Source organism: Haloarcula sp. NS06 (assembly GCF_051122755.1).
Taxonomy (GTDB): Archaea; Halobacteriota; Halobacteria; order Halobacteriales; family Haloarculaceae; genus Haloarcula.
Window position 1 is genome coordinate 167,188 of sequence record NZ_CP184846.1, and the last position, 23,551, is coordinate 190,738.

Genomic DNA, 23,551 nt, shown 5'->3' on the forward strand with positions numbered 1-23,551 from the left:
TGGTGACCCAATGCTTTCAGGGGAGCCATCGTTACTACTGCCGTGTCCCCTGATCCGAACCCCAGTCAGGAGCCCTCGTCGCCGTTGTTTGCGGCGATCTACGACCCGGCAACGGCGCTCATCGAGCGGGCGCTCTTACGACCACATCGTGAGTATCTGGTAGCGAATCTGGATGGAACGGTGCTGGATCTCGGCGCTGGAACCGGCGCGATGTTCCCCTATTTCGATAGCGTTGCGACCGCCTCGACGGAGTTCCACGCTATCGAGCCGGACTCGCATATGCGGCGGCAGGCAGCAGAGAAGGCGAACGCGCAGGCCACGCCGATTCGCATCGAGTCGTCGCCGGCGGAAGCCCTCCCGTACGACGAGGAATCCTTCGACGTCGTTATCGCCTCGATGGTGTTCTGTACGATACCGGACATCGAGTCAGCGGTGAGTGAAATCGCCCGCATACTCAAACCCGGCGGCGAACTGCGGTTCTTCGAGCACGTCATCGACGACGGCTGGCGCGCCTGGGTTCAGTCGGCTCTCGCACCGCTCTGGAAACGACTCGCTGGCGGGTGCCACCTGACCCGTCAGACAGGGTCGCGGCTCGTCGCCGACCAGTCATTCGATGTCGTCGAAATCGAGCGACTCGCTCTTGGCGTCACACCGATCCGGCCGTTCGTTCGGGGACGGCTCCGCAAGCGCTCAGTGTCTCCGGGGCAGTAAATCGGCGGCCATTAGCTCTGGCTCTGTGTGACGGACCCCTCTTCGTTCGGTTGGATGACGACGAAGCCGTCGTCGCCGGTGAACTCCATTTGGATTGATTCCCCGGAGGTCTGGCCGATTTCGAACGTCTTGTTCATCTCGATAGACGGCGAGAGGTTCGAACTCCACGCAACGGTGGCATCCGGGTCGGTGAACACCGGCGGCGTCATCACTAGCGGGTCGCCGTGTGTCGTCAGCGCGATTTCTCCGGGGCCAGTAAGGTAGACGTTCGTCAGGCCGCCAGCCGCCATGCCAGAGAGGCTGCCGACAGTGTTGATTTCGTAGTCGATAGTTGACTCGAACGCGAGCACGTCAGTGCCGTTGACCGATATCGACTCTCCGTCATCGAGGGCCAAGACCTGTACCTTCTTGCCGTTCTCGGCCACATACAGGTGGCCGCTTCCTTCAGCCTCCATGACCGGCGTCCCTTCGCCGCTCACAGCCTCCTTGACGAAGCCCGTGATACCGCCTTCCGCCGAGGACTTGCCAGTGAACGTGACCTCGCCGGTGTACGCGACCATCGACCCGGCTTTGACCATCACCGTTCCGTCGAGCGGGATGTCGAGCAGCCTGTTGTTCTCTTTCTGGAAGCCATCGCCACCGTCTTCGGGGGCGTTAGAGCGGACGAATTCCTGTAGGTCCATAGTTACATCGGGACACTCGACAGGCCATGCTGATAGGCTTCGTGAAGGATTAAACTGCATTTTGTGCGAAATGGTCTCATATTGAGGGGGCCAAATAGCTACCAGACAGAGAAGAGGTCAAAGTTTGGTATATCCACATAACTATTCCGAATAGCTATACAGTTGTCCGAGGAGATCAGTAACGCCGGCTTTGGTTTTGAGGTATCGCCGCTCCTCATCAGGAGTCCGAACAGCGTAGTCGTATACGACGCTGTCCGGGCCTTTGCGGACAAGGTCACCAACGAAGACGACGAGTTCGTCCGCAGCGAGGTCCAGTTGGTTCAGGAGTCGTTCGAGCGTCGGGCGACAGCCGTGGACGTCGCCGACAACATAGATCTCCGCCCATGCATCGCTGTGGATTCACTGATGTGATGCGCCGAGGTCTGCATGAAACGTCGGTGGTGAGACCATCTCTGTGGGGCCGTTGGCGATACGTCGGTGAATCTGCTATAGGCTGTATATGAGTGCGATATAGCGGTATAAGAGTGAACGTATGCTCGTTACCTGCTGTTAAACCCGCTGGTGGCGATTGGCTACTTCTTGGTTATTACAAGAGGCGGCGAGTCATCCCTCGACGGCATCTCTGGTGTGTTCGGCGTCCAGCCCGAACAGCAGTCCGGCGAGAAACAGTAGTTCGTTACCCTGATAGTACTGTTCGATCACGAAGTTGACCAGGCCGATATCCGGCGTGGTCGCACCCAACAGCACCAGAACGAGCGCAAGAGCGGCAGCAAGTCCAGCGATCCACCGGACGACGATGCCTGAGAGCAGCCCCACAATAAAGACGACAACAGCAGCGAAGAGGCTCATTTTCCGCTCCGGGGCATAGCGGCCGTTAGTCTGCCAGCGGTTCCCATACAGAGCTCAACACTTCCACCGGATATAATTCTACTAGCAGCAGGGAACCCTGAGCCAGATCACTCGATTTCGCCAGCAACACGCATCAGACAGCCCTCACCCGGTTCGAAGTACGAGTAGTGGTCGGCAACGAGGTCAGTGACATTCACGTCTTGGTAGCCGTCAGGAAGGGGCCCCGCGTCACGAGCGCCAGCGTGGCCGACGGCGTGTGTCCGATCTGACGCTCGGTACACCCACGAGAGGACCTTATCGTTGTGGCTGTGGAAATTCGACACCGGGGCGTCAACAGCCTCGATAGCGTCGCCGTAACGGCCACCCTGGACCACGCTATCGTAGGGAATGGCGCCGCCGAGCAGTGACACCGAAGCAAGCGCGTCGGTCGCCCCTTGCTCGGCAAGCACGCGAAGTGTCTCGCCGGTCACCCGCGCGCCAAGCGAATGGGCGAGCACGTGGACGGGTCGCCCGTCGGTTTCGGCCCACTCGACCAGCCACTGGGCGAGGGGAGTGCTGTTCGCCACAGCGTTGTCCTTGGCCTGCTCCCATTCGACGTTGGACTCCCAGCTGTATGCGACGACCGGTGCAGATGTAGACTCTTCGAGCGCGACCTGCGCTGTGTAGGCATTATTTCGCGCCCTCTCAGCGTCGGTGCTGAACCCATGGATGAACAGAAACACCTCCGACGCGTCGTCGAACGACCACGTGCCCTCGGTCTTGACAGTCGGCCCCTCCGGTGAGTCGAGAAGTCCGCGCGTAGTGACGACGGGCTGTGAATTCGGCGCAGTGTACCCGCCGGAGTCGCCCTGCAACGACCAGTACACGTAGGCACCGCCACCCCCAAGCAGACCGAGTCCACTTCCGAGACCGATAAGCAGTCGCCGTCTGGTCACACCGGTTTGGCTGTCCATAGCTGGTAGCTTGTGGATAGGTTGCAGGTGTGCAGATAAGTCAGTTGAGATTGTCGCGCCCGGAAACGGAATACAACGCAAGCGCTGTGTCACAGCCCACAGGCTTCATGTCTCAGCGGGCGGTTACGGGAGCCATGACGACTTGGGACGAACGATACCGAACGGGCACATACCCACAACGCCCGGACCCACACCCGGTGTTAGAGCGATACCTGCCGACCTTTCCACCGGGTCGGGCGCTTGACATCGCAACCGGCACCGGGCGCAACGCGCTGCCGGTCGCAGCGGCCGGGTACCGCGTCGACGCGGTCGACCAGTCGCGTGCGGGGCTTCAGATTGCCCGCGAAAACGCACACGCCGAAGGCGTCGAAGACGATATCGAGTGGATACAGGCGGACCTCGACTCATTTGCCTACCCGGTGGCGACGTACGACCTCATTACGATTAGCTTCTATCGCCCTGTCGACCGCCTCCCCGATATCATCGAGGCGCTGGCCGACGGCGGCTGTCTGTTCATCCAGCACCATCTCCGGACGACTGATGACGTGGACGGCGGCCCCTCCGGGGACCGATACCGGTTCGCCTCGAACGAACTACTCAGGGCCGGGCTCGGGCTGACAGTATTGCATTACGACGAGCGCACCACGACGACGGACGGGACGACCGCCGCCACCGCTCAACTGGTCGCCAGGAAGTCACAGGGCAGTCGGCAGTCGTATCCAGACATCTCAGAGTAGGACAGCGGTCGGAGACCGGGAACCGTCAAGAAGGGGACCGCAAACGGGAGCCCGGGGCTGACTCAGTGATCAGTCCCCGGTCGATTCTTCGCCGCCGTCGGTCAGCGCCGGTAGCCGCTCACGCTCAAACCATGCGAACTCCCGCGGGAACTGCCCCGTCGCCGCCAGATCCCAGGGGTCGCCGTCCGTGACCAGTCGTCCTTCCAGCCACGAGGTCACGAGGTTCCAAACGAAGATGAGCTGGCCGATGACTAGCAGGACGACGCCCAGTGTCGCCAGCTGGTGCAGGAGCGTAAACAGGTCTACCGGGCCAGCGGTCAAAGCGTACGTGGCGTACCGGCGGGGCATCCCAGCGTAGCCGAGCAACACCATCGGGAAGAACGTGACGTTGGTTCCGAGCAGCGTCAGCCAGAAATGCCACTTCGCCAGCGACCGCTGGTACCAGCGGCCGGTGTACAGCGGGAACCAGTAATAGATGCCCGCGAAGACAGCGAAGGCGATCCCGCCCATGATGATGTAGTGGAAGTGGGCGACGACGTGGTACGTGTCGTGCAGGATCAGGTCGACGGGAATGGCGGCTTCGAACACGCCGGTGACGCCGCCGATGATGAAGTTCCCGACGAACCCGACACAGAAGAGGAACGGCGCTGTGGTCCGCAACGCACCGTTCCACATCGTCGCCATCCAGTTGAACGTCTTCACCGCGCTCGGGATGGCGATAGCAATGGAGACTGCCATGAACGATGCCCGCAGTCGGGGGTCCATCCCTGTCGCGAACATGTGATGCGCCCAGACGCCGAAGGAGAGCACCCCGAGGGCAAGCGTCGAGTAGACGACAAATTTGAATCCGAACAGCTTCCGGCCACAGAACTTGGGCAGGATGTAGCTCACGAGCCCCATCGGCGGCAGGACGAGGATGTACACCTCAGGGTGGCCGAAGAACCAGAACAGGTGCTGCCACAGCAGCGGGCCACCGCCGTCAAGCGTGAAGAACGTCGTTCCGAGGTTGCGGTCGAGCAGGAGCATGACCAGTGCACTCCCCAGCAGTGGGAAGGCAAACAGGATCTGTGCGGACTGCACCAGGACAGTCCAGGAGAAGATATCGAGGGTCGCCCAGGTCACATCCTCGCTCCGTTCGGTGAAGATGGTTGCAATGAAGTTTATCGCTCCCATCGTCGCCGCGACGCCTGAAAGGTGGAGACCGAGAAGCATCAGGTCTACACCGGGGTTTTGCTGTTCGATCGACAGCGGCGTGTACATCGTCCAAGCGGTCTGTGCCGGTTCGATGTTTTCGAGGAACGGCCCGCCAAGGACGCCGCCCCAGATGAGCAGGGCGGCCGACGGCAGTAGCCAGAACGCGATGGCGTTGATTCGCGGGAACGCCATGTCGTCGGCCCCGATGAGCAGCGGGATCAGGTAGTTCGAGAACGCCGCCAGCATTGGCGTCCCAAACAGGAACAGCATCGTGATGCCGTGAGTCGTAAGGAGTCCGTTGTAGGCACTAGTGCTGAGGAAATCCTCAGCAGGATACAGCAGTTCGAACCGCATCAGAACCACGGCGATACCACCCCATGCAAACGCGACCACGGCAAACACACCATAGAGGATCCCGATGTCCTTGTGGTCGACCGTCGTCAACCACCGGAGAATCCCGCTCGGTTTCTCCGCGTGAGCGCGTTCGTGAGCACCGTGGCTGCCACCGATTGCAATCGTGTACGATCGCCAGTCTTCGATCCGTGCGAGTATGCCAGCAATACCGACGAGCAGTACCGCCATCAGTACTGTCGTCGCCAATGCGCCTACAGACACCATTTGGAGGGTCTTTATACGGACTACCCGTGGTTCTTATCGGGAAGATGTTCGGAGGCAGTTTATATACGTCCAGAGTGCGAGGCGGCGCGGCTACAGACGAAGCGGTTCGGGACCGAGGCTTTCAGTCGTGCGGTCGGACCTCCTTGCGATGCACCCACAGCACCCAAACCGACAGGAGCGAGTGTGCGCACTCGCCGGCGTTCGAATCAGGCCGCATCGGCCAGATGCGACTTCTGCCCTGCAGTTCTTTGAGACTGCAGTGATGGGGAGGGCGTACGATGACGGCGACTGATTTCGGCGCCGTCCGAGAATACGATGATGACCGGTTCTCGGCCGTCGAAGTGTTCCGCAGCGAGCGAATGAAAGTCGTCTGTGGCTACTTCGAACCCGGGCAGTTCATTCCGGTACATGCACCTGCAAGCGACGTAGCGGTACACGTCCAGTCTGGGACCGGTGTCGTCCGTGACGGGGACACGAAGCGCGCGGTCGAACCGGGCGATGTGGTGGTCGTCGAGGCCGATACCGACCGCGGCGTCAAAGCGGACGAGGATGGTCGGCTGGAGGCATTACTGGTAACTGCACCGCCGCCGACCGATGCTGAACACGACCCGGTTCGGAGGGGGGTCAAAAAGGGCGAGTTCGACCCCTAACGCCCAGCCGGATTCGTCCCACCGTTGAGGACACAGGGACCGAACTCACTCCACAACGTACGAGTGGTGTGAGCCACGGGTTCGTACGTCGATGAAATGGTGGCGGGTCGCATCGCCCACGTCGCCGACGGCGGACTGGGGTGTCTCGTCTGCACTGTACACGCTCTCTGCTGGGAGCAGGTCGTGGTCAGCTAGCTTGTCGATGACGGCAGCGGGGAGGGATGCGCCGTCCCGGACATCGACGATGAGTAACTGGTCCGTGAAGCTCTTGGCGAGAAACGCGTCGGTGATCGGCTCGTAATCGGTAAGCTCCCCAGCCAGAGTGCGAAGGTCTGCCTGCCGGTCGGTCATTGATATCTGGTAGGTCGGCTTCACCGAAAGCCGTGCGTACGAACATCTTCCTGCTGACCATCACAGTTCCTCGATGATTTCGCTGGCGAATGTCGTCATCGCCGCCTGTGGCTCTGCTGCTCGAATCCCGACGATAACGTGGTCAAGGCCGTAGTCTTCGAGCCGTTGGAAGTATTCTCGGAACCACTCGACGCCGGCCCGAAACCCCTGATGGAGCGGTTCGGGTTCGGCTGTGGGATCAGCAGCGAACTCGACTTGAAGGGCAATCGTGAACGGTTTCTCGGGAGCGTGACTCCGCCACGTGTCGAGGTACGACTCCAGCGTCGATTCGGGGAGGTGATAGAATATCCAACCGTCGCCGTTCTCTGCGATCCACTCCGTCGACTGTCTGGCGTTCCCCGTCGGAAACAGCGGGAGCGTGTCCGTCGTCGGCTTCGGGAGGATATCCAGTTCGCCGTCGAGGTGGCCCCAGGAACCATCGAGCGTCGGGTACTCCTCTCGCCAGAGCGCACGGAGTGCGTCGACGCTTTCACGCACCAGTTGGCCCCGGTTCTCGGGGTCGACATTGAACGCCGGATACTCCGGGTCACGGTCGCCCGAGGCAACACCAAGCACGAGACGCCCGTCGGAGAGCCGGTCGACAGATGCGGCCGATTTCGCCACATGGAGCGGGTGGCGCAACGGGAGGACAATGCTTGATGTGCCGAGTGTGACCGACTCGGTGTGAGCAGCGACGTGGGACAACAGCGACCACGGGTCGAAGGCCCCGCCGGCGTCCCCGAACCGCGGCCAGTACGTCGGCACGTCTCGCGCCCAGAGCGCGTCGAAGCCGACTGCTTCGGCGTGGCTTGCGAGCCGGAGTTCCGCGTCGATATCCGGCGTCGACTCCGTTTCGCCTGTGAGCGGAAATCCGAGCCCGAACGAGAGCCCGTCCTGCTCGTACAATCGCCGATAGCCGGCGTTCGCGTGGTCCACAGCAGTCATCAGGGTCCTTTCACGCTGGAGCCGTATTTGCACACGGGTGGCTTGCCCGCTACGGGCCGCCGTCTGGGGTATCGACCGTCACGGTTCCCGCCTGCTCGCTTCGGGGAAGCTGCCAATCGATATGTAGCGCGCGGTCCGGGAACGACGGCTTCGCAACGACTTCGAGCGTCCGGTCTTCCGCCGCCGGTGTGACAGGCGCGGCGATCATCAGTCGGGCCACGTCGGCCCGCGAAACACTCCCCAGAGCTTTGCTCCGGGTTCGGCGACGGAGACGGTGTCAGTTCGTGGCCCGTTCGTGAGGACGCCTGGACGGAGAATCGTGTGTCGAACCGGCGCCTCACGGATCGCGGCCTCGGCCGCTGCTTTGGCACGCTGTATCGGCTGGATGGCAACATCGAAGGCCGCCGCGAGCGGACTAGCCGGCTCGTCGCCGACCCCGATAGCGGATTCCATGACGAATGCCTTGACGCCGGCGTCGACAGCCGCATTGAGTAGATTGGTCGTTCCCTTGCCGTCGACGTACTCGTCCCGAGACCAGACGTCCGTGATGTTCGAGCCGACGGCGCTCAGGACGACATCGACATCCGACAACGCATCGGTCAGCGCAGTCGGATTCAGCAAGTCGTCGACGACAACCTCGTCAGCGCCGGCCGCCTGCAGGTCGTCTGTTTTTGCCGGTGTGCTGGTCAGTGCCCGGACCGTCGGCACGCGCGAACTGAGTAGTCGGAGCATCGCTCGCCCGGTCCCGCCGCTGGCTCCGGCGACAAACACAGTCTCCACGTCAGAAGGGTCCATGCTGTAGCTAGGGACTGCCGATACATGATTGGCCGGGCCTGTGCCACCTGCCGGCTTGCTCAGTCGTCACACGGGGGCGTCTGCTGGGACGACGATGGCTGGTTGAACCGTCGATCAGAGCCGGCGCAGTTCCATGCGGATGGTCACACGCTCGATGAGGGCGAAGCCTGCAACGACGACGAGGAAACCAACAAGCGTCCACAGTGATACCGACGAGCCGAGCAGGACCCAGCCCATGAGTGCGGCGAATATCGGCACAACATAGGCGACCAAGTTCGCACGAACCGGGCCGATACGACTGATGAGGCCGAAGTAGATGGCGTAGGCGACCGCCGTCGAGGGAATGCCCACAGCCACGATGCTCACAATCGTCTCCGGGCCGATGCCGATGACGGCCGTGGGCGGCTCCCCGACCAGTAGGCTTGCGACGTGGAGGAGCACCGCGCCGGCGGCCATCGCCCACGCAGTCAGCGGGGTACTGTCCATCTGCGGGCCGACACGCTGGAGGAGGACACTACCGAGTGCAACGGCCGCGGCCGCGCCGAGGACCAGCAGTTGCCCGATAGCGCTCGCGTCGGTGAACGTCGACGGCGACGGCTGGACGATGAGGATAACGCCGCTCAGCGCGACACCGATCCCGAGCGCGCCGAGCCACGAGAGCCGGTCACCCAGCAGCCACCAAGCAAACACGGGGGCGAGAATCGGGTTCAGACCGTACATCACGGACGCCGCTGCGGGCGTCGTCGCACCCTGACCAAGGAACAACAGGCCGTTGTTGAGCGCGATCAGGAACAGCGCCGCCATCCCAATGCCCACGAAGTCACCACGAGTCCGCGGTAGCCACGTTGACCGGGGCCGGGTAAAGACGATGTAGCCAAGCAGCGTTACCGCCGCCAAGTCGAACCGGAGGCCGGCAAACAGCACTGGTGGCAGCTCACGAAGCCCGGTTTTGATTGCGACAAACGAGCCCCCAAACAATACGGCGAGCAGGACAAACAGCGCGCTGTCGCGGTAGCGAGCCGGGATTGAGGGCCGCTCAGTGACCGCGGACCGCAGCATAGGCCAAGTCAGTTGGACCACCCGTCAGAGCGAAAATATCTCATTACCTGATCAACGGGTCGAAATGTGAAGAGGGCTGTGGGAGACGTGGTGTCACGGACCGGCAGCCGATTGGCAAATCCAACCGAGAAACTCCGGCGTCGACTCAGTCCCACGCGGCCGGCCCGAAGTCCGGGTCAACACGTCGGTCAACAGTATCGATATTGTCGATACTGTCGATTTCGGCGTCCGTCAGCGACAGGTCAAGGCTCGCCAGATTGTCCGTAATGTGGGCTTCACTCGTGGCCTTCGGAATCGCTGTCACACCCTTCTCACGGAGCCACGCGAGGCTGACCTGCGCTTCGCTGGCGTCGTGGTCGTCGGCGATGGCTTCGATGACGTCGTGACCGAACACCTCACCGCGTGCCAGCGGGGAGTACGCGACCAGTTCGTAGTCCTGTTCGGCCGCGTGCTCGCGCAGTTCTGCCTGCTGGAGGAACGGGTGCGTTTCGACCTGATTTGCGAACACCGGTGCATCGAGCACGTCCATCGCCGTTTCGACGTGATGCGGTTCAAAGTTCGAGACGCCGATGTTGTCGATCAGGCCGCGGTCAACGAGTTCGTCGAACGCAGGAAGCGTCTCCTCGGGCTCGTACTCGCCCGCCGCCCAGTGGACGTACAGCAGGTCCACCGAATCCACGCCGAGTTTGTCGAGACTCTCTTCGGTCGTTTCGATCACGTCGTCGTGTGAGAGATTCGAAATCCAGACCTTCGTCGCTAGGAAAATATCGTCACGATCCACGTCAGCCGCGGCGATACCGTCGCCGACTGCGCTTTCGTTGTCGTAGGCCTGCGCGGTGTCAATATGTCGGTAGCCGGCTTCCAGCGCCGTCCGAACGCTCTCGGCGCACTGTTCTGCGTCTTCATTCTGCCAGGTACCGAGACCGAGCATCGGCATACCGCTCGTTCGTGGACCACCATCTGTCGAGGACTGTTTCTGAGTCATTATCGGATACCGGAGCTTGTGACTTTAAGCCGTTTGGAAGCCGGCGGGTAGCGCCGACTATTGGATAGTCTGCAGAGAAGCCAGCTATCGCAGGTAGGACAGAGGCAGTCAGAAGCCGTATGACCCGAAAATCCAGAGCGCAACCAAAGGCGACACAGCGAGGAACGATCCGAGAGCGACCGTCCCGAAAACCGTCTCCCAACCCAAGTCACGAACCGGTTTCTCATACCGCCACAGTTGAGTGATGACGTAGACACCGGCGATGACCACGCCACCGAGCAGCATAAACGGCGGAAATCCCAATGACGGAAACTGCCGAAAACCGACCGCCGGAAACGGCTCCGAACCGCTCGACGCCGCGAAATCGAGACCGATGCCGACAGCGCCGACGGCGGTGGCCGCGACGACATACAAGATACCAGCAATGACATGCCGGAGTGCTGCAGCTAGCGCGAGCTGCTCCCCATCGGCTGGCAGGACCGACGGGGAAGCATAGCTCCCGACTCCAGTGTAGAGGAACGGAACCGTTAGAACACCGACAGCAGCGGCGTACGGAAGGACTGACGAGATTGCGACGATGAGAACCGCCACGGTCAGGGCATATGTGCGTCCGGTCGGGCCCCCGAGAACCAGCGCTGGCACAACCAGCACGGCAGCGACTACCGCAGTAAACAGACAGATCGGGACAGAGTAAGGCCGGAACCGCCCGACAAAACGGGATAGAGACATGCCAATGCCGTTTCGGACCCAGGGGCATAGGTTTTCGGCTCTCCAGCAAGCGAGGAGTCGGCATGCTTTTACTCTCCGTTGCGGTATCGTGATATTGAAATGTCACTATTGCGGGTGAAACGTGTCATCACCGAGTCCTGTCCGGACCGACTGTACCCGCTAATTGCCGGACTCTATCAGACCGCGTTCCCACCCGACACGTCCGAGGGAGCGGCAGCGGCGACCATTCTGGATCGGAAGGAAGTTGTGCCAGAGTCGCTCCCGGCGGCAGCACTTGAACACGTGCAAGTCCTTCCCCATCGGACAGATCTGCTTGAACACCTGCCGACCAGCGGGACTGTTGCCGAGTTCGGCACTGGAGACGGGTCGTTCGCCGAGTCAATCAACAGGATCACGCGGCCGGAAACGCTCTCTCTGGTCGACCGGTGGGAAAGCGACGAAGACCGAGAGGCTGTCAAGCGACGCTTCAGCGGGCAAGGAGACACTGTCCGTCTGTGGGACGCTGAGCCGATTACCGTACTCCGTGAGACCGACAGTGGCTCGCTCGACTGGGTGTATATCAACAGTTCTCACGAGTACGAGGCCACGCTGGCCGAACTCAGAGAGAGCCAGCGGGCAGTCGCAGATGACGGCTACATCACGGGCGACGACTACAAAATTGTGAACGGCGTCATCCCCGCCGTCCACCAGTTCTGTTCGGAGACCGACTGGCGGCTGGCGTACCTCACGCTCGAGACCCATGGGCGGCGGAGTTACGCGCTCTGCAAACCGTAAGCATCGTATCCGGCACGAAATCCAGTGACACGAGTGGCATCGTCGGCCAGACGGTTTATACGGCGGGACGGAGTTGACCCTGTATGACAGACTTCGGATTACAGGTGCGGATGCTCGTCGTCGGTGCGATTCTCTTCGCGTTCTACGTTTTTGCCGGAACGGCGCTGTCAGTGCTGTTTGGCCTGCCGCTCGTTCCGGTACTCCTCGTCGGAATACTCGTGGTACCGGCGATCCAGTACAAACTCGGGAAATGGCTGGCGCTCCGTGGCGCGGAGGAGATGCCGGACGACCAGCGGTTCGGCTACGTCCACCAGATGGTCCGGCGACTCTGCAGAGATATGAATATCGAGGAGCCGCGGCTGATGGTGATGGACATGGGCGTGCCCAACGCCTTTGCGGTCGGACGGAAGGGTGCAGGAGTCGTCGTCGTGTCGAGCGAGCTGATGCAGCTCCTGGATGATGACGAACTGGAGGGTGTTATCGCGCACGAACTGGCCCACATCAAGAACCGGGACGTCATCACGATGGTCGTCGGGCAGTCCATCGGGATGCTCGTCGGCTACGTTGCCTACTTCGCGGTGCTGTTCGGCGGCGAACGGAACATCGGCTCGTGGCTCATGGCGATGGTCGCGTCCTCGCTCGCGAACGCACTGGTCATGGTGTTCGTATTGGCGATCTCGCGGTATCGTGAGTACGTCGCCGACGCGGACGCTCGCCGCGCTATCGGCACCGGCGAGCCGCTGGCCCGTGCGCTCGAAAAAATATCTCGCGGTGCTGAAGGACGCGAATCGAAAGTCGAGGACAGTATGAACGCCCTCTGTATCTTCAACGCCGACAGGGGGCTATTCGAGAAGCTGTTTTCGACCCACCCGCCGACGGAGAAACGCATTCAGCGGCTCCGATCCTGAGCGCCGAGAATTCCAGCATCTCTTCCGAATCCCCCGCAACGTGTCGGTGTTCTGCCGGTCGGATTGTGGGAGCGAACGGCAGCGTACAGATGTCTGCTAACTGGCCGCTTATCAGCGTCGAGCCGAAAGTAACGCTATGTCTGACACAATGCAAGCGGCGGTCGTGCCCGAGCCAGGGGCTGACTTCGAGGTCGTCGAACGAGACGTGCCCGAGCCGGACCCCGGCGAGGTGCGGGTTTCGGTCGACGCCTGTGGCATCTGTCACAGCGACGTGTACGCAAAAGAGGGGACCAACCCGGTTGTCTCCTATCCACGGGTTCCCGGTCACGAGGTGGCAGGCCACGTGGACGCCGTTGGCGACGCTGTTGACGCCTGGGACGTGGGCGACAGAGTCGGCGTCGGCTGGCACGGCGGCCACTGTTCGACGTGTGACCAGTGTCGACAGGGGAACTTCCTCCAGTGTGAGAACGGCGAAATTACCGGACTGAGCTACGACGGCGGGTACGCCGAGTACATGACCGCACCGTCGGAGGCGCTCGCGAAGATTCCGGAGTCACTCGATGCGGCGGCCGCGGCGCCGCTGCTTTGTGCGGGCGTGACGACGTTCAATGCTCTCCGGAACAGCGATGCGAGCGTCGGAGACCTCGTCGCCGTACAGGGCGTCGGCGGCCTCGGTCACCTCGGCATCCAGTATGCACACGCGGCCGGCTTCGAGACGGCCGCTATCTCCCGAACGCCGGAGAAAGAATCGCTGGCGAAAGACCTGGGAGCCGACCACTTCATCAACGCGGCGGAGACAGATGCTGGTCAGCGACTACAGGAACTCGGTGGGGCCGACGTGGTGCTGGCGACGGCACCGTCAAGTGACGCCATCAGTTCTATCGTCAGCGGCATCGGTGTCGACGGCTCTGTCGTGGTTGTGGGCGTCCCCGGTGAGCCGGTGGGCGTGAGCGCACAGCAACTCGTCCAGAACCGGGGCGCTGTTGAGGGCTGGGCCTCCGGACACGCCCGTGACTCACAGGACACGCTGGAGTTCAGTTCGCTCCGCGACATCTCTCCTGAGATAGAGACCTACCCGCTTGAAGATGTCAGCGAGGCTTATGGACGGATGATCGACAACGAAGCGCGATTCCGGGCCGTGCTGGAACTGTAATCGGGCAGGTTGCGCTACCGGCGAGAATGCGTATTCCAACGACACACCCACTTGAAACTACACCCTCCCGCAGTGATATTCCGGAGAGCAACGCCTTTGTCTGTGGGTCAAGAACCCATATTCAATGGACCGCACCGCCGACGACCGCGTCTATTACGTCATCAGCGACCTCCATATCGGCGGCGACGAACAGCTAGAGGAGGTGGAGTTTCTCGATGAACTGCTTGATTTTCTATCGCGGCTGGAGACCACTGAGGAGAACGTCGAGCTACTCATTAACGGCGACGCGTTCGGGCTGTGGGAATTCACCGGGATGTCGGGACTAGAGAAGTTCGACGTCCTCGAGGAGACCTATCCGTCGCTGTTCGAGCAGCTGCGAAAGACCGGCGAAAACATCCAGATTACCCTGATACCGGGCAATCACGACCACGACCTCGCAGCCTACGACGAGTACGTGGAGCGGTTCGCGGCGTACAACGTCACGCTCGTTCAGTCGAAGTCGATTACCCGTCCGGTGGGGGACCAGGCCATCCACTTCGAACACGGCAATCAACAGGACCCGAACAACCGTATCGAAGACTGGGGCGATACCAATGTGACGCCGCTCGGTTATTACTACAACACGCTCGTGACGAGCCGGGCCGGCCAGCTCTCGGACCGGGGTCGGTACAACTGGCTCAAGGACGTACAGGCGGTGACGCCGACGGAACGGGTCCCAGTGTGGATGCTCTCGAAGTATTTCTACCGGGAGATGAACCCGCTGTTGCGGTACGCACTTGTCCCGTTCCTGTTGCTGTTCAACATTAGCGCTATCTTGGCGATCCTGGCAGCGCTGAATCTTCTCGGTGTCTGGTCCGCGCCGGTGGAAACGACCACATCGTTTCTGGGTCAGTTCGGCACCGTCGGGACCGCCATCTGGATGCTGCTCGTAGTGAACGCGTCGCTGGCCGGGCTCCTGTTGCTCGTGGGCATCCCACTGTATCTCCTGCGGCGGGACATCAAGAAGACAATCAACCGCTTTGGCGTCTTCGAGACAGACCTCACGGTCGATACCCAGACGACGTACACGGAAGCCGCGCAGAAAATATTCGAACAGGAAGACGACGTGGTCGTCTTCTGCTACGGTCACACACACCGACCGAGTGTGCAGTCAGTCGACGGTGGTCTGGTCGTTAACACCGGGACCTGGCTCAAACGGCTCCACCGGCGGGATGGTGTCATCGGGCTGCTCCCCCCGGTGTTTTATCCCTCCTACCAGCTCTGTGCAGTGCGCATCACCGCCGAGGCGGGGCAGGTAATCGTCGACTACGAGGAAGTCCAGAAACCAAGCCCTAGCCCGGAGGAGTTGACACTCACCGAGCGCCTGCTGACGCTCGGTCGGACACCGAACCCCGAACTTCCGGAGCGTGCAGTCGTGGAAACTGAGCAGTCGAAGCCTGTGCCGGAGCCGGCCGAGTAATGGGTAGACCGGTCCGACAGGAGCGTGGCCGCTGTCGGAGATGAACCGGAGCAGGGAGATCTGAACCAGCCATTGTCGGTACGTCGACTGAAAAGTCGTAATACCTGCCTTCGTGCGTGATTGGGACCTATCGAGCGTCAGACGGATGGAGATCGTTTGCTCCCGAAACGGAGATCGCTGCAGAAAAGTCTATTACATACGACTGTAATGGCTACGTATGAGCAATACCGCGGACGATGGTCGGGCTGACGGGTCGCCACCGTCCACGGCAGAGTTCACACCGGAGCGAGTGCTCTCGGTGTTTCAAGATCGGGCGGACCAGGCGAAGCCGTTGACGGCAACCGATGTGATGGACGCACTCGGCAGTTCCCGGAAGACGGCACACAACAAGCTCGACGTACTCGTGGAACGAGGGGATCTGGAAACGCGGAAGGTCGGGGCACGGAGTCGGGTCTGGTGGATCCCGTTCTCCCAGCTTGTCGGCTCGGGCGCGGAACCACAACAGGAACGAGAGCCCCCAGTCGAGCACAGTATCGCCGACGCGGACCTTCCAGGGACAGGGGATGTACTCGACGACCGGCGTGCAGCGCTGCGGGCTGCGTACGACTATCTCCGCGAAAACCCCGACACCGATGCCGGGGAACTCATTACCGAAGTGTTTCAGGAGCATCCAGCGGGCTACAAGACCGCTGACGAGTGGTGGGACGCCATCGGGCCTGCACTGGAGGATCTCCCACAGGTTGATTTAGCTGCCGACCACGAACACGTCTGGCACTACGTCGGTGGGTGAGTTAACCGATGTCAGAGGAAAAGCCGACGGAACAGTCGGACGTAGCGGAAGAGACGGAGTCAGAGACATCGGAGGTGTACGCTTCTCGCAAAGAGCAACGGTATCCAATCTCGTCGTACACCCCGGTCGCGTACGACAACCTCGAGGTAGCACCGGAGAGCGACGACCATCCGGACACGGGCACCGGCGGGCGGTTCAGAGAACTCTCGTTGCCGAAAGTACCGAAGCTCCGCCACGTCGTCGGTCCCAGCGCGATCATGCTTGGGGCGTCGCTCGGCAGCGGTGAGACGCTGTTCTGGCCGAATCTGGTCGCCAGCTACGGGTGGGGACTGTACTGGCTGTTCCTCGTGGCTGTCTGTCTCCACTTCGTCATCAACACGGAGATACAGCGGTGGACACTCGCGACCGGTGAGAGCGTGTTTCGAGCGTTCGAGCGAGTCCACCCGGTCCTCCCACTAGCCATGCTCATAGGCGGGTTTGTCAGTCTCGGCTGGCCGGGGTGGGCCGCAAGCGCCGCGCAAATCGGTGCTCAGGGCCTCTCCCTCGGCACCTATGACTTTGCCGGCGTCAACATCGTTGGCTGGCGACTGTTTGGCATCGGGCTCATGGCGTTCATCTGGGTTACCTACCAGGTGACGCCGCTGATGTACAACGTCGTCGAGAGCCTCCAGCTAATCCTGGTAGCGCTGTCTATTGCGTTCACACTGCTGCTATTCGTTCTCATCGGATCGGTGGACGTGCTGGTCAGCGTCCCAGGGAGTCTGACTGAGGTGGGCGACTACTCACCGGTCGGGACTATCGCCGTGCTGGTTGGAGCGCTGGCCTACGCCGGCGCTGGCGGCTACCTCAACCTCTCACAGAGCCTCTGGATACGGGAGAAGGGCTACGGAATGGGCCGGTATCAGGGCCGGATCAAGAACCCCTTCGCCGGCGACGACCCTGAGACAGTCCACGAGGACGGGTTCACGTTCACTCCGGATACGCAGAACCTCAAACGGTGGCGCGGCTGGTGGCGCGTGACACAGCTCGAACACCTGTTGACCTTCCTACTGGGCCTCCTGCTGGTCACGACGATGCTGGTCGTCATCGCGGTGTCACAGGCACCGGGCGCGACGAGCGACGCGGTCGATATGTGGCTGATTGAGATTGCGCCGTCGGTCGGCGGGTTCACGACGAGCGTCATCTACGTCACGCTGTTTCTCGCCCTGTTCACGACCGAATACGCGATTATCGAGTCGTTCGTCCGGAACAGCTCCGACATCATCTACGAGCTGTACGGGCGGGAGGCGGGCTGGAGCCTGCCGCGGTTGTTCTGGGGACTGCTGACCGTCTTCTGTGGCTGGGGGATTCTCATTCTCATCCTTCCGATATCGATAGACGACCCCTTCGGGCTGCTCGTCGTCGGAGCGTCGATGTCCGGTCTGTTGATGTGGCCGTATATCGTTATCGTCCAACTCGTCAATACAGTCCGGCTCCCGGAGCACACAATGCCGGGCTGGGGTCGGATCGTCGCAATGTGGGTCGCCGCCGCGTTTTTCGGCTATTTCAGCGTCCTCCTGATTGGAACTGGGCTGGCGACACGACTGGGGCTGCAGGCGTTTGCCGTCCAGACGGCCGTACTCGGGAGCGGACCGGGCGGGTACGTGCTCTGGGTGATATACCTGCTGGTGCAGGTGTATACGATGTACCGAGTGGGGCGTGCAAAAGTCGCGGCGGACGGAACAGTCACTGACGCAGCCACTGCGAAAGGGTGGTTTTCGTGACCGACGAACTCCGCGTCCACTTGCACTACACGATGCGGGGCTCGTACCCGCTCCGACTTATCGACGTGTTGTTCTGTACGGACCGGGCTTACTTCGTCGAATATGACTATCTGACACCCGTCGACCTGTTGTTCGGGTCACCGGACCAGCGGGCTGCTGCATTCGCATCACAGTTGGTCGAGGAGGGCGTCCCCGCGGCCCTCGAAACCGCCGAAACGGTCGAGACTCAGCCATACGACGCCCTCGACAGCGTCGATATCTACACGGGTGGTCGAGTCGGTCGGCCGAAAATCACAACCCAGCCCCGGACAGGGTCGGCGACCACGGTCAGAGTCCACGGTCAGTTCGACGCCGAACCGTTCACACAGGCGCTTCGGTCAACGGTGGACGGGCACGATGTCACGGTCAGGCAACGAAACGGGATCGGAATCTGACGCCGTACCTTGCGGAGCCAATAACGCGAGCAGTTCTACTGTAGCGCCGACGCGACCATCTCAATAGGATGTGGCGGCTCTGCATCGCCGTCGCCGAAATCGTCAATCTGGGACCGGCAGGATGCGCCGGGCGCGACGACTTGCTCCGCGGGCGAGTCATCTATCTGTCCCAGCAGGAGGTCCGCGATGCCCTCGCTCATCGAGTAGTGTTCGGCCTCGTAGCCGAAACTGCCGGCCATGCCACAACAGCCCGAATCGAGCGGGTCAACGGCGTAGCCAGCACGGCGCAGAACGCCGACGGCATGGTGGTCTTTCTTCGTCGCCTTCTGGTGGCAGTGGCCGTGGTACGCCAGCGAGTCGCCCGAATCGTCGAAGGAGATAGCCTCCCCTAACCGGTACGTGTCAAGATACTCGCAGACACCATACGTGTTCTCCGCGACAGTGTCGACGTCGTCGCCGGAGAGCAAGTCACGGTAGTCGACCTGATACATCACCGCGTCGGAGGGCTCGATGGTGACCACGTCCCAGCCGTCGCGGATTCGCGGCGCGAGCGCGTCCACGTTCGCCCGTGCCGTCTCGCGAGCGTGGTCCAGCATACTCTTGGAAAACGCGGGACGACCGCTGTCGGTCACGTCGTCAGGCACGACCACGTGGACGCCCGCCGCCTCCAGCACTTCTACAGCGGCTTTCCCGACATCCGGATGGCTGTAGTTCGTGTAGGGGTCGGCGAGCAAGAGTGCCTTCCGGTCAGCTTTGTTCGCCGCAACCATTGCTCCGCCGCGGTCAGCCCACCAGTCCCGGAACGTGGTCCGGTGGAAGCCGGGTAGCGTCCGCTCTTCCGTGATGCCGACTGTTTTCTCCATGAGGAGTCCCGAGCCCGGCAGGTCCATCAGCCAGTTCGACACCGGGCGAACGTGCTTCCAAGCGAGAGCACCGTCTCGACGTTGGCAAACAGCCGATCACGCAACGAAATACCCTCTCGCTGGTGATGCTCGTGGACCACTTCGGCTTTGAGCTTCGCCATGTCGACGCCGCTCGGGCAATCCTTTTTACAGCCCTTACAGCCGATACAGAGGTCAAGAACCTCCGTGACGAACTCCTCCTCAAAGGGGTCGTCGGGGAGGTCACCGTCCATCGCCGACCTGAGCATATTGGCTCGGCCGCGGGTGCTCGTGATTTCTTCCTCTGCGGCGCGGTAGGTCGGGCACATCACGCCGCCGGTGGTCTCCTGATGGCCGGTACAGCCCGCACAGCCGTGGCAGAGTTCGACCATCCCCTGAAACCCGTTTTCGTTGTCCCAGTTGAGCGCGGGGTCGAAGCCCGCGTCGAACTCGTAGTCGGGGTCGTACCGGAGATTCTCAGCCGGGTCGTGCTCACCACAGATGTTGCCCGGGTTCAGCCGCCAGTCGGGGTCGAACGCCGACTTCAGGTCGCGGAACGTCTCCCAGAGGTCGTCGCCGTAGAGCTTGCGGTTCCACTGGGTTCGGGCACGCCCGTCGCCATGTTCGCCCGACACGGACCCGTCGTACTGGACGACGAGATCCGTGATAGCGTCGGAGATGGTTTCCATCGTCTCGATGCCGTCCCCGGATTTCAGGTTTAACAGCGGTCTGATATGCAGGACGCCGGGGCCGGCATGGGCGTAGTATGAGGCGAACGTGTCGTGCTCATCGAACAACTCCCGGATGTCAGCGACGTACTCCGGGAGGTTCTCGGCCGGGACCGCTGTATCTTCGACGAACGGCCAGTGCTTGTCGTCGCCCGTCCGCGACAAGAGAATCGGCAGCCCAGCCTTTCGCATCTTCCAGAACTTCGCCTGCCGGTCCGCGTCGTAAGCCTCCAGCGCGTCGACGGCGTGGACGGGGGCATCAGTGAGCGACGCCGCCCCCTCGCTCGGGGACTCTCTGGCGTCGTATCCTGGGAGTCGGTCGGCGAGCAGATCGGCGACCTTCTGAGCGCCCTCATCGGGCGAATCGGCGTAGAACTCCACGAGCAGCGTCGAATCCGTCTGTTCTGGGAGCATGCCAACAACGTCGGCGAACTCCGGCGTCTCCGCGGCGAGGTCCAGAAGCACGTCGTCCATCACTTCGACGGCCGAGGGGTCGTGATCGAGAATCGGAGCGACGTCCCGCATCGCCGAGATGATGTTGTCGTAGGTCAGCATGGCGACGGCCGTGGCGTCGGGTACGGGTTCAAGCGAGACCGTCGCCTCCGTCACGACGGCCAGGGTCCCCTCGCTCCCGGCGAGCAATCGGGCGAGGTTGACTTCGCCGCGCTCCCTGGCGTTATCGACTAGTTCGTCCAGATTGTACCCGGAGACGTTGCGTTTGAGCTCCGGATATTTGTCGTCAATCTCCGCGGCGTCTTCTGAGAGGATCTTCGCAACCTCGGTGTAAATCCGGGTTTCGAGGTCGGCGTCCGGGCCGGCCTCGGTCGCCCGTGCTTCGATGTCGTCGACGTCTACCCAGCCGAAGGTCGTCCGGGTTCCGTCCGCAAGGACGACCTCACATTCCTCGATATAGGCGTCCGTTTTGCCGTATTTCAGCGAGTGTGCGCCGGTTGTGTTGTTCCCGATTGCACCGCCGAGAACGCTTTTGTCACCCCACGCGGGGTCCGGCGCGAACTTCAGCCCGTGGGGTTCGAGTTGGTCGTTGAGCCGGGCGATAGTGATACCGACCTGCGCACGAGCCCGCTCGGCCTCGGGGTCGATCGACAGCGTCTCGTCCATGTGCCGCTTGAAATCGAGGACGACCGCCTCGTTGACGGCCTGTCCGGCGAGGCTGGTCCCGCCACCCCGGGGAAGCACCGGAATATCCTGCCTGTCGCAGTACTCCATCACCGCGACCACGTCCTCGGTCGAGACCGGCGAGACGACGCCGATGGGGAGCTGTTCGTACGCGCTCGCGTCGGTTGCGAACAGCTCACGGGTGTACGTATCGAAGCGCACGTCGCCGTTTACGCGGCGCTCCAGGGCCGTGACGAGGTCCGGCCGGTTGACGCTGTCGCCCTGATAGTCGTAGTTCGCGCTCGGGTCTGTCGCCGGGTCACGTTGCTCGGGGAGTCGGGAATCGTATGCCATGAGTAGGGAGTAGGTGGAGGGTAGGTGGGAAGGTGAGTCGGGTTAGAACGCGCCTGGAGCCACGACGTAGGCCAAGATGAGCGTCAGTATGCCCGTGAACACGCCGTAGTACAGCACCGGTATCAGTTCGAGACGGATGACACGCCCCTCCTCACCGATAAGGCCGACCACGGTAAGGGCGGCGACCACGTTGTGAATCGCGATGAGGTTGCCGATTGCGCCGCCGACTGCCTGTGCGGCAACGACGATCTGTGTCGGCGCACCGATCTGCTGAGCGGCCTGGAACTGGAACAGCCCGAACAGGATGTCGCTGACCGTGTTCGAGCCGGCGATGAACGCGCCGAACGCGCCGATGAAGCCCGAGAAGAACGGGAACATCTGTCCGGTCCCACTTGCTGTTATTTCCGACAGCAGGCCAAGCATCCCGGCGTTGGTCGGCGCGGCCTCCAGCACGACAGCACTGCCGGTCCGTTGCATAATCATGACTGTCGCGACAGCGAACCACAGCGCCACGACAGCCGGCGCAATGTTTCGAAGCGCCTCGCTCCACGAGGCCTTGATATCGTCGGTGGACATCCCATGGAGCGCGTAGGTAATCACGGCCACGAGGACGAAGAGACTCCCGGGAAGGTAGAACATCTCGACGCCCTCCGAGAACGGCGTGCCGAGGATGTTATTCCACAGCAGAACACCGTTCGTCGAGAGGAACTCCTGAATTGGACTGACAACGCGGGTCACGACGAGCAGCGCGGCGACGAGGAGGTAGGGCAGCCAGGCCATCCCCAGCGACATATCCTGCGAGTGCGAGTCTTCAAACGTTGCCGTGCCACCGTCGGCTGCGACAGTTCCTTCTCGGCTGCCACCCGACGTGGTGCCGACACCCTCTCCGGGTTCGATGCTGCCGATCCAGTGGTCCGGCCACTGGGCCTGCGGGCCGAAGTCCCATTCCTCGTCGGGGAGGAAGTAACCGGCACGTAGCGTGGTCGTGACCACGAGTAGCCCAACCATCGCACCCAGCAGTGCCGGGAACGTCGGCCCGAGGAAGTACGCAGTCGCGACGTATGGGATTGCGAAGGAAGCCCACGCGAAGAGGCACAGCGGCAGGACTTCAAGCGCCGGCTTGATCGATCGCTCCTCGCCGAAGAACCGGGTCATCATCGCCACGCCGATAAACGGAATAGCGATACCGACGATAGCGTGGATGAGCGCCGCCCACAGACCGATCTGAGCGACGTACGCGCCGACGCTCTCGAAGCCACCCTGTTGCAGCACCTGCTGTGAGGCGCCCGTGCCCTCTGCGAACACCACGTCACGCAATCCGATGATCAGCGGCGTCCCGACCGCACCGAACGTGATCGCGAGGATGTTCCCCGTGAGCGCAACGACCACTGCGGCCAGTGGGGGAAAGCCCAGACCGACCAGCAGCGGGCCGACGATCGCCGCGGGCGTCCCGAATCCGGCCGCGCCCTCGATGAACGAGCCCATGAGGAAGACGAGCAGGATGACCTGCACGCGCCGGTCGTCGCTAATCGAGGAGAACCCTGCGTTGATTACCTCGAACGCGCCTGACTGTTTCAGCGTGTACAGCAGGAGTATCGCCCCAAAGACGATGACCAGGATTCTGGTCGCTGTCAGCGCTCCGCGTATCGACGCGGCGGCAATCAGCCGGGGGGACATCTGCCAGCCGACGAAAGCGGCGATAGCTGCCACCGCCCACGCAATAGGCATCGTCCGTGTTGCAGGCTGGTACAGCCCGACCATCAACACTGCAATCGTCGCCAGCGGTAGCAGTGCCATCAGCACCAGTGTGTGTTCAGACATTGGTTCTCACCCCCACAATCCGTTCGTCCGGACAGGCCAAACTTTCACCAGCCACCCAATTCCGGAGATGGT

At 62.0% G+C, this 23,551-nt stretch carries 19 protein-coding genes and 4 pseudogenes; 10 read left to right on the top strand and 13 right to left on the bottom strand.

Annotated elements, in window-relative coordinates; genetic code table 11:
* The first annotated feature begins 42 nt into the window (after positions 1 to 42).
* Positions 43 to 711, top strand: coding sequence for a class I SAM-dependent methyltransferase (locus ACODNH_RS22465; protein ID WP_306710995.1), 669 nt, complete (start codon positions 43 to 45; stop codon positions 709 to 711).
* Positions 712 to 722: 11 nt separating this feature from the next.
* Here ACODNH_RS22465 and ACODNH_RS22470 read toward each other — a convergent pair whose 3' ends face one another.
* From ACODNH_RS22470 to ACODNH_RS22485, 4 genes and pseudogenes are all read right to left on the bottom strand, one after another.
* A complete protein-coding gene (locus tag ACODNH_RS22470; protein ID WP_434531888.1) occupies positions 723 to 1,394 on the bottom strand; it encodes an AIM24 family protein in 672 nt (223 codons plus the stop codon).
* Between the two features lie 216 nt (positions 1,395 to 1,610).
* Positions 1,611 to 1,793: pseudogene (locus ACODNH_RS22475) on the bottom strand (metallophosphoesterase); the annotation flags it as partial.
* Between the two features lie 204 nt (positions 1,794 to 1,997).
* A complete protein-coding gene (locus ACODNH_RS22480; RefSeq protein WP_434531889.1) occupies positions 1,998 to 2,243 on the bottom strand; it encodes a hypothetical protein in 246 nt (81 codons plus the stop codon).
* A 107-nt stretch (positions 2,244 to 2,350) separates the two neighbouring features.
* Positions 2,351 to 3,196 (bottom strand): DUF726 domain-containing protein, encoded by an 846-nt coding sequence (locus ACODNH_RS22485; protein ID WP_434531890.1) that lies wholly within the window; start codon positions 3,194 to 3,196, stop codon positions 2,351 to 2,353.
* Positions 3,197 to 3,330: 134 nt separating this feature from the next.
* Here ACODNH_RS22485 and ACODNH_RS22490 point away from each other — a divergent pair, with 134 nt between their 5' ends.
* Complete coding sequence (locus tag ACODNH_RS22490) at positions 3,331 to 3,933, top strand: class I SAM-dependent methyltransferase (RefSeq protein ID WP_434531891.1); 603 nt, start codon at positions 3,331 to 3,333, stop codon at positions 3,931 to 3,933.
* 69 nt (positions 3,934 to 4,002) lie between these two features.
* Here the strand turns inward: ACODNH_RS22490 and ACODNH_RS22495 are convergent, their stop codons facing one another.
* Positions 4,003 to 5,709 carry a cbb3-type cytochrome c oxidase subunit I gene (locus ACODNH_RS22495; protein WP_434531892.1) on the bottom strand — a complete coding sequence of 569 codons (1,707 nt, stop codon included), beginning with the start codon at positions 5,707 to 5,709 and terminating at the stop codon, positions 4,003 to 4,005.
* Between the two features lie 314 nt (positions 5,710 to 6,023).
* Here ACODNH_RS22495 and ACODNH_RS22500 point away from each other — a divergent pair, with 314 nt between their 5' ends.
* Positions 6,024 to 6,395 carry a cupin domain-containing protein gene (locus ACODNH_RS22500; protein ID WP_434531893.1) on the top strand — a complete coding sequence of 124 codons (372 nt, stop codon included), beginning with the start codon at positions 6,024 to 6,026 and terminating at the stop codon, positions 6,393 to 6,395.
* A 45-nt stretch (positions 6,396 to 6,440) separates the two neighbouring features.
* Here ACODNH_RS22500 and ACODNH_RS22505 read toward each other — a convergent pair whose 3' ends face one another.
* The 6 genes and pseudogenes from ACODNH_RS22505 to ACODNH_RS22530 form a co-directional block, all read right to left on the bottom strand.
* Complete coding sequence (locus tag ACODNH_RS22505; protein ID WP_434531894.1) at positions 6,441 to 6,746, bottom strand: hypothetical protein; 306 nt, start codon at positions 6,744 to 6,746, stop codon at positions 6,441 to 6,443.
* Positions 6,747 to 6,806: 60 nt separating this feature from the next.
* Entirely contained in the window at positions 6,807 to 7,730 is a 924-nt protein-coding gene (locus ACODNH_RS22510) for an LLM class oxidoreductase (RefSeq protein ID WP_306710979.1), read from the bottom strand.
* Positions 7,731 to 7,779: 49 nt separating this feature from the next.
* Positions 7,780 to 8,525 (bottom strand): annotated as a pseudogene (locus ACODNH_RS22515) (NAD(P)-binding oxidoreductase).
* Positions 8,526 to 8,584: 59 nt separating this feature from the next.
* A pseudogene (locus ACODNH_RS22520) lies at positions 8,585 to 9,584 on the bottom strand (DMT family transporter).
* 145 nt (positions 9,585 to 9,729) lie between these two features.
* Positions 9,730 to 10,521, bottom strand: coding sequence for an aldo/keto reductase (locus ACODNH_RS22525; protein WP_306711233.1), 792 nt, complete (start codon positions 10,519 to 10,521; stop codon positions 9,730 to 9,732).
* A gap of 156 nt (positions 10,522 to 10,677) precedes the next feature.
* A complete protein-coding gene (locus ACODNH_RS22530) occupies positions 10,678 to 11,298 on the bottom strand; it encodes a hypothetical protein (protein WP_434531895.1) in 621 nt (206 codons plus the stop codon).
* Positions 11,299 to 11,397: 99 nt separating this feature from the next.
* Between ACODNH_RS22530 and ACODNH_RS22535 the strand changes: the two genes are divergently transcribed.
* The 7 genes from ACODNH_RS22535 (at position 11,398) to ACODNH_RS22565 (ending at position 18,579) form a co-directional block, all read left to right on the top strand.
* The gene (locus ACODNH_RS22535) at positions 11,398 to 12,072 is read left to right on the top strand and encodes a class I SAM-dependent methyltransferase (RefSeq protein WP_434531896.1); all 675 of its coding nucleotides are present in this window, start codon (positions 11,398 to 11,400) and stop codon (positions 12,070 to 12,072) included.
* Positions 12,073 to 12,155: 83 nt separating this feature from the next.
* The gene (locus ACODNH_RS22540; protein WP_434531897.1) at positions 12,156 to 12,980 is read left to right on the top strand and encodes a M48 family metallopeptidase; all 825 of its coding nucleotides are present in this window, start codon (positions 12,156 to 12,158) and stop codon (positions 12,978 to 12,980) included.
* A gap of 148 nt (positions 12,981 to 13,128) precedes the next feature.
* On the top strand, positions 13,129 to 14,133 hold the full coding sequence (locus tag ACODNH_RS22545) for an alcohol dehydrogenase (RefSeq protein ID WP_306711231.1): 1,005 nt from the start codon (positions 13,129 to 13,131) through the stop codon (positions 14,131 to 14,133).
* Between the two features lie 124 nt (positions 14,134 to 14,257).
* Complete coding sequence (locus ACODNH_RS22550; protein ID WP_306710967.1) at positions 14,258 to 15,592, top strand: metallophosphoesterase; 1,335 nt, start codon at positions 14,258 to 14,260, stop codon at positions 15,590 to 15,592.
* Positions 15,593 to 15,809: 217 nt separating this feature from the next.
* Entirely contained in the window at positions 15,810 to 16,382 is a 573-nt protein-coding gene (locus ACODNH_RS22555) for an ArsR family transcriptional regulator (RefSeq protein ID WP_434531898.1), read from the top strand.
* Positions 16,383 to 16,390: 8 nt separating this feature from the next.
* Positions 16,391 to 18,145: an Nramp family divalent metal transporter gene (locus ACODNH_RS22560; protein WP_434531899.1), complete on the top strand. Its 1,755-nt coding sequence runs from the start codon at positions 16,391 to 16,393 to the stop codon at positions 18,143 to 18,145.
* Complete coding sequence (locus ACODNH_RS22565) at positions 18,133 to 18,579, top strand: hypothetical protein (RefSeq protein WP_434531900.1); 447 nt, start codon at positions 18,133 to 18,135, stop codon at positions 18,577 to 18,579. Before ACODNH_RS22560 ends, ACODNH_RS22565 begins: the two co-directional genes overlap by 13 nt.
* 35 nt (positions 18,580 to 18,614) lie before the next feature.
* Here ACODNH_RS22565 and ACODNH_RS22570 read toward each other — a convergent pair.
* Together ACODNH_RS22570 and ACODNH_RS22575 are read right to left on the bottom strand one after the other, a co-directional pair.
* Positions 18,615 to 21,658: pseudogene (locus ACODNH_RS22570) on the bottom strand (FAD-binding and (Fe-S)-binding domain-containing protein).
* A 42-nt stretch (positions 21,659 to 21,700) separates the two neighbouring features.
* The gene (locus tag ACODNH_RS22575; RefSeq protein WP_306710955.1) at positions 21,701 to 23,479 is read right to left on the bottom strand and encodes an L-lactate permease; all 1,779 of its coding nucleotides are present in this window, start codon (positions 23,477 to 23,479) and stop codon (positions 21,701 to 21,703) included.
* Positions 23,480 to 23,551: the final 72 nt, after the last annotated feature.

Bases quoted from the DNA above. Each gene is read 5' to 3' on its own strand.
- ACODNH_RS22470 (WP_434531888.1), bottom strand. From the start codon at position 1,394: ATGGACCTACAGGAATTCGTCCGCTCTAACGCCCCCGAAGACGGTGGC.
- ACODNH_RS22480 (WP_434531889.1), bottom strand. From the start codon at position 2,243: ATGAGCCTCTTCGCTGCTGTTGTCGTCTTTATTGTGGGGCTGCTCTCA.
- ACODNH_RS22485 (WP_434531890.1), bottom strand. From the start codon at position 3,196: ATGGACAGCCAAACCGGTGTGACCAGACGGCGACTGCTTATCGGTCTC.
- ACODNH_RS22490 (WP_434531891.1), top strand. From the start codon at position 3,331: ATGACGACTTGGGACGAACGATACCGAACGGGCACATACCCACAACGC.
- ACODNH_RS22495 (WP_434531892.1), bottom strand. From the start codon at position 5,709: ATGGCGGTACTGCTCGTCGGTATTGCTGGCATACTCGCACGGATCGAA.
- ACODNH_RS22500 (WP_434531893.1), top strand. From the start codon at position 6,024: ATGACGGCGACTGATTTCGGCGCCGTCCGAGAATACGATGATGACCGG.
- ACODNH_RS22505 (WP_434531894.1), bottom strand. From the start codon at position 6,746: ATGACCGACCGGCAGGCAGACCTTCGCACTCTGGCTGGGGAGCTTACC.
- ACODNH_RS22510 (WP_306710979.1), bottom strand. From the start codon at position 7,730: ATGACTGCTGTGGACCACGCGAACGCCGGCTATCGGCGATTGTACGAG.
- ACODNH_RS22525 (WP_306711233.1), bottom strand. From the start codon at position 10,521: ATGCCGATGCTCGGTCTCGGTACCTGGCAGAATGAAGACGCAGAACAG.
- ACODNH_RS22530 (WP_434531895.1), bottom strand. From the start codon at position 11,298: ATGTCTCTATCCCGTTTTGTCGGGCGGTTCCGGCCTTACTCTGTCCCG.
- ACODNH_RS22535 (WP_434531896.1), top strand. From the start codon at position 11,398: ATGTCACTATTGCGGGTGAAACGTGTCATCACCGAGTCCTGTCCGGAC.
- ACODNH_RS22540 (WP_434531897.1), top strand. From the start codon at position 12,156: ATGACAGACTTCGGATTACAGGTGCGGATGCTCGTCGTCGGTGCGATT.
- ACODNH_RS22545 (WP_306711231.1), top strand. From the start codon at position 13,129: ATGCAAGCGGCGGTCGTGCCCGAGCCAGGGGCTGACTTCGAGGTCGTC.
- ACODNH_RS22550 (WP_306710967.1), top strand. From the start codon at position 14,258: ATGGACCGCACCGCCGACGACCGCGTCTATTACGTCATCAGCGACCTC.
- ACODNH_RS22555 (WP_434531898.1), top strand. From the start codon at position 15,810: ATGAGCAATACCGCGGACGATGGTCGGGCTGACGGGTCGCCACCGTCC.
- ACODNH_RS22560 (WP_434531899.1), top strand. From the start codon at position 16,391: ATGTCAGAGGAAAAGCCGACGGAACAGTCGGACGTAGCGGAAGAGACG.
- ACODNH_RS22575 (WP_306710955.1), bottom strand. From the start codon at position 23,479: ATGTCTGAACACACACTGGTGCTGATGGCACTGCTACCGCTGGCGACG.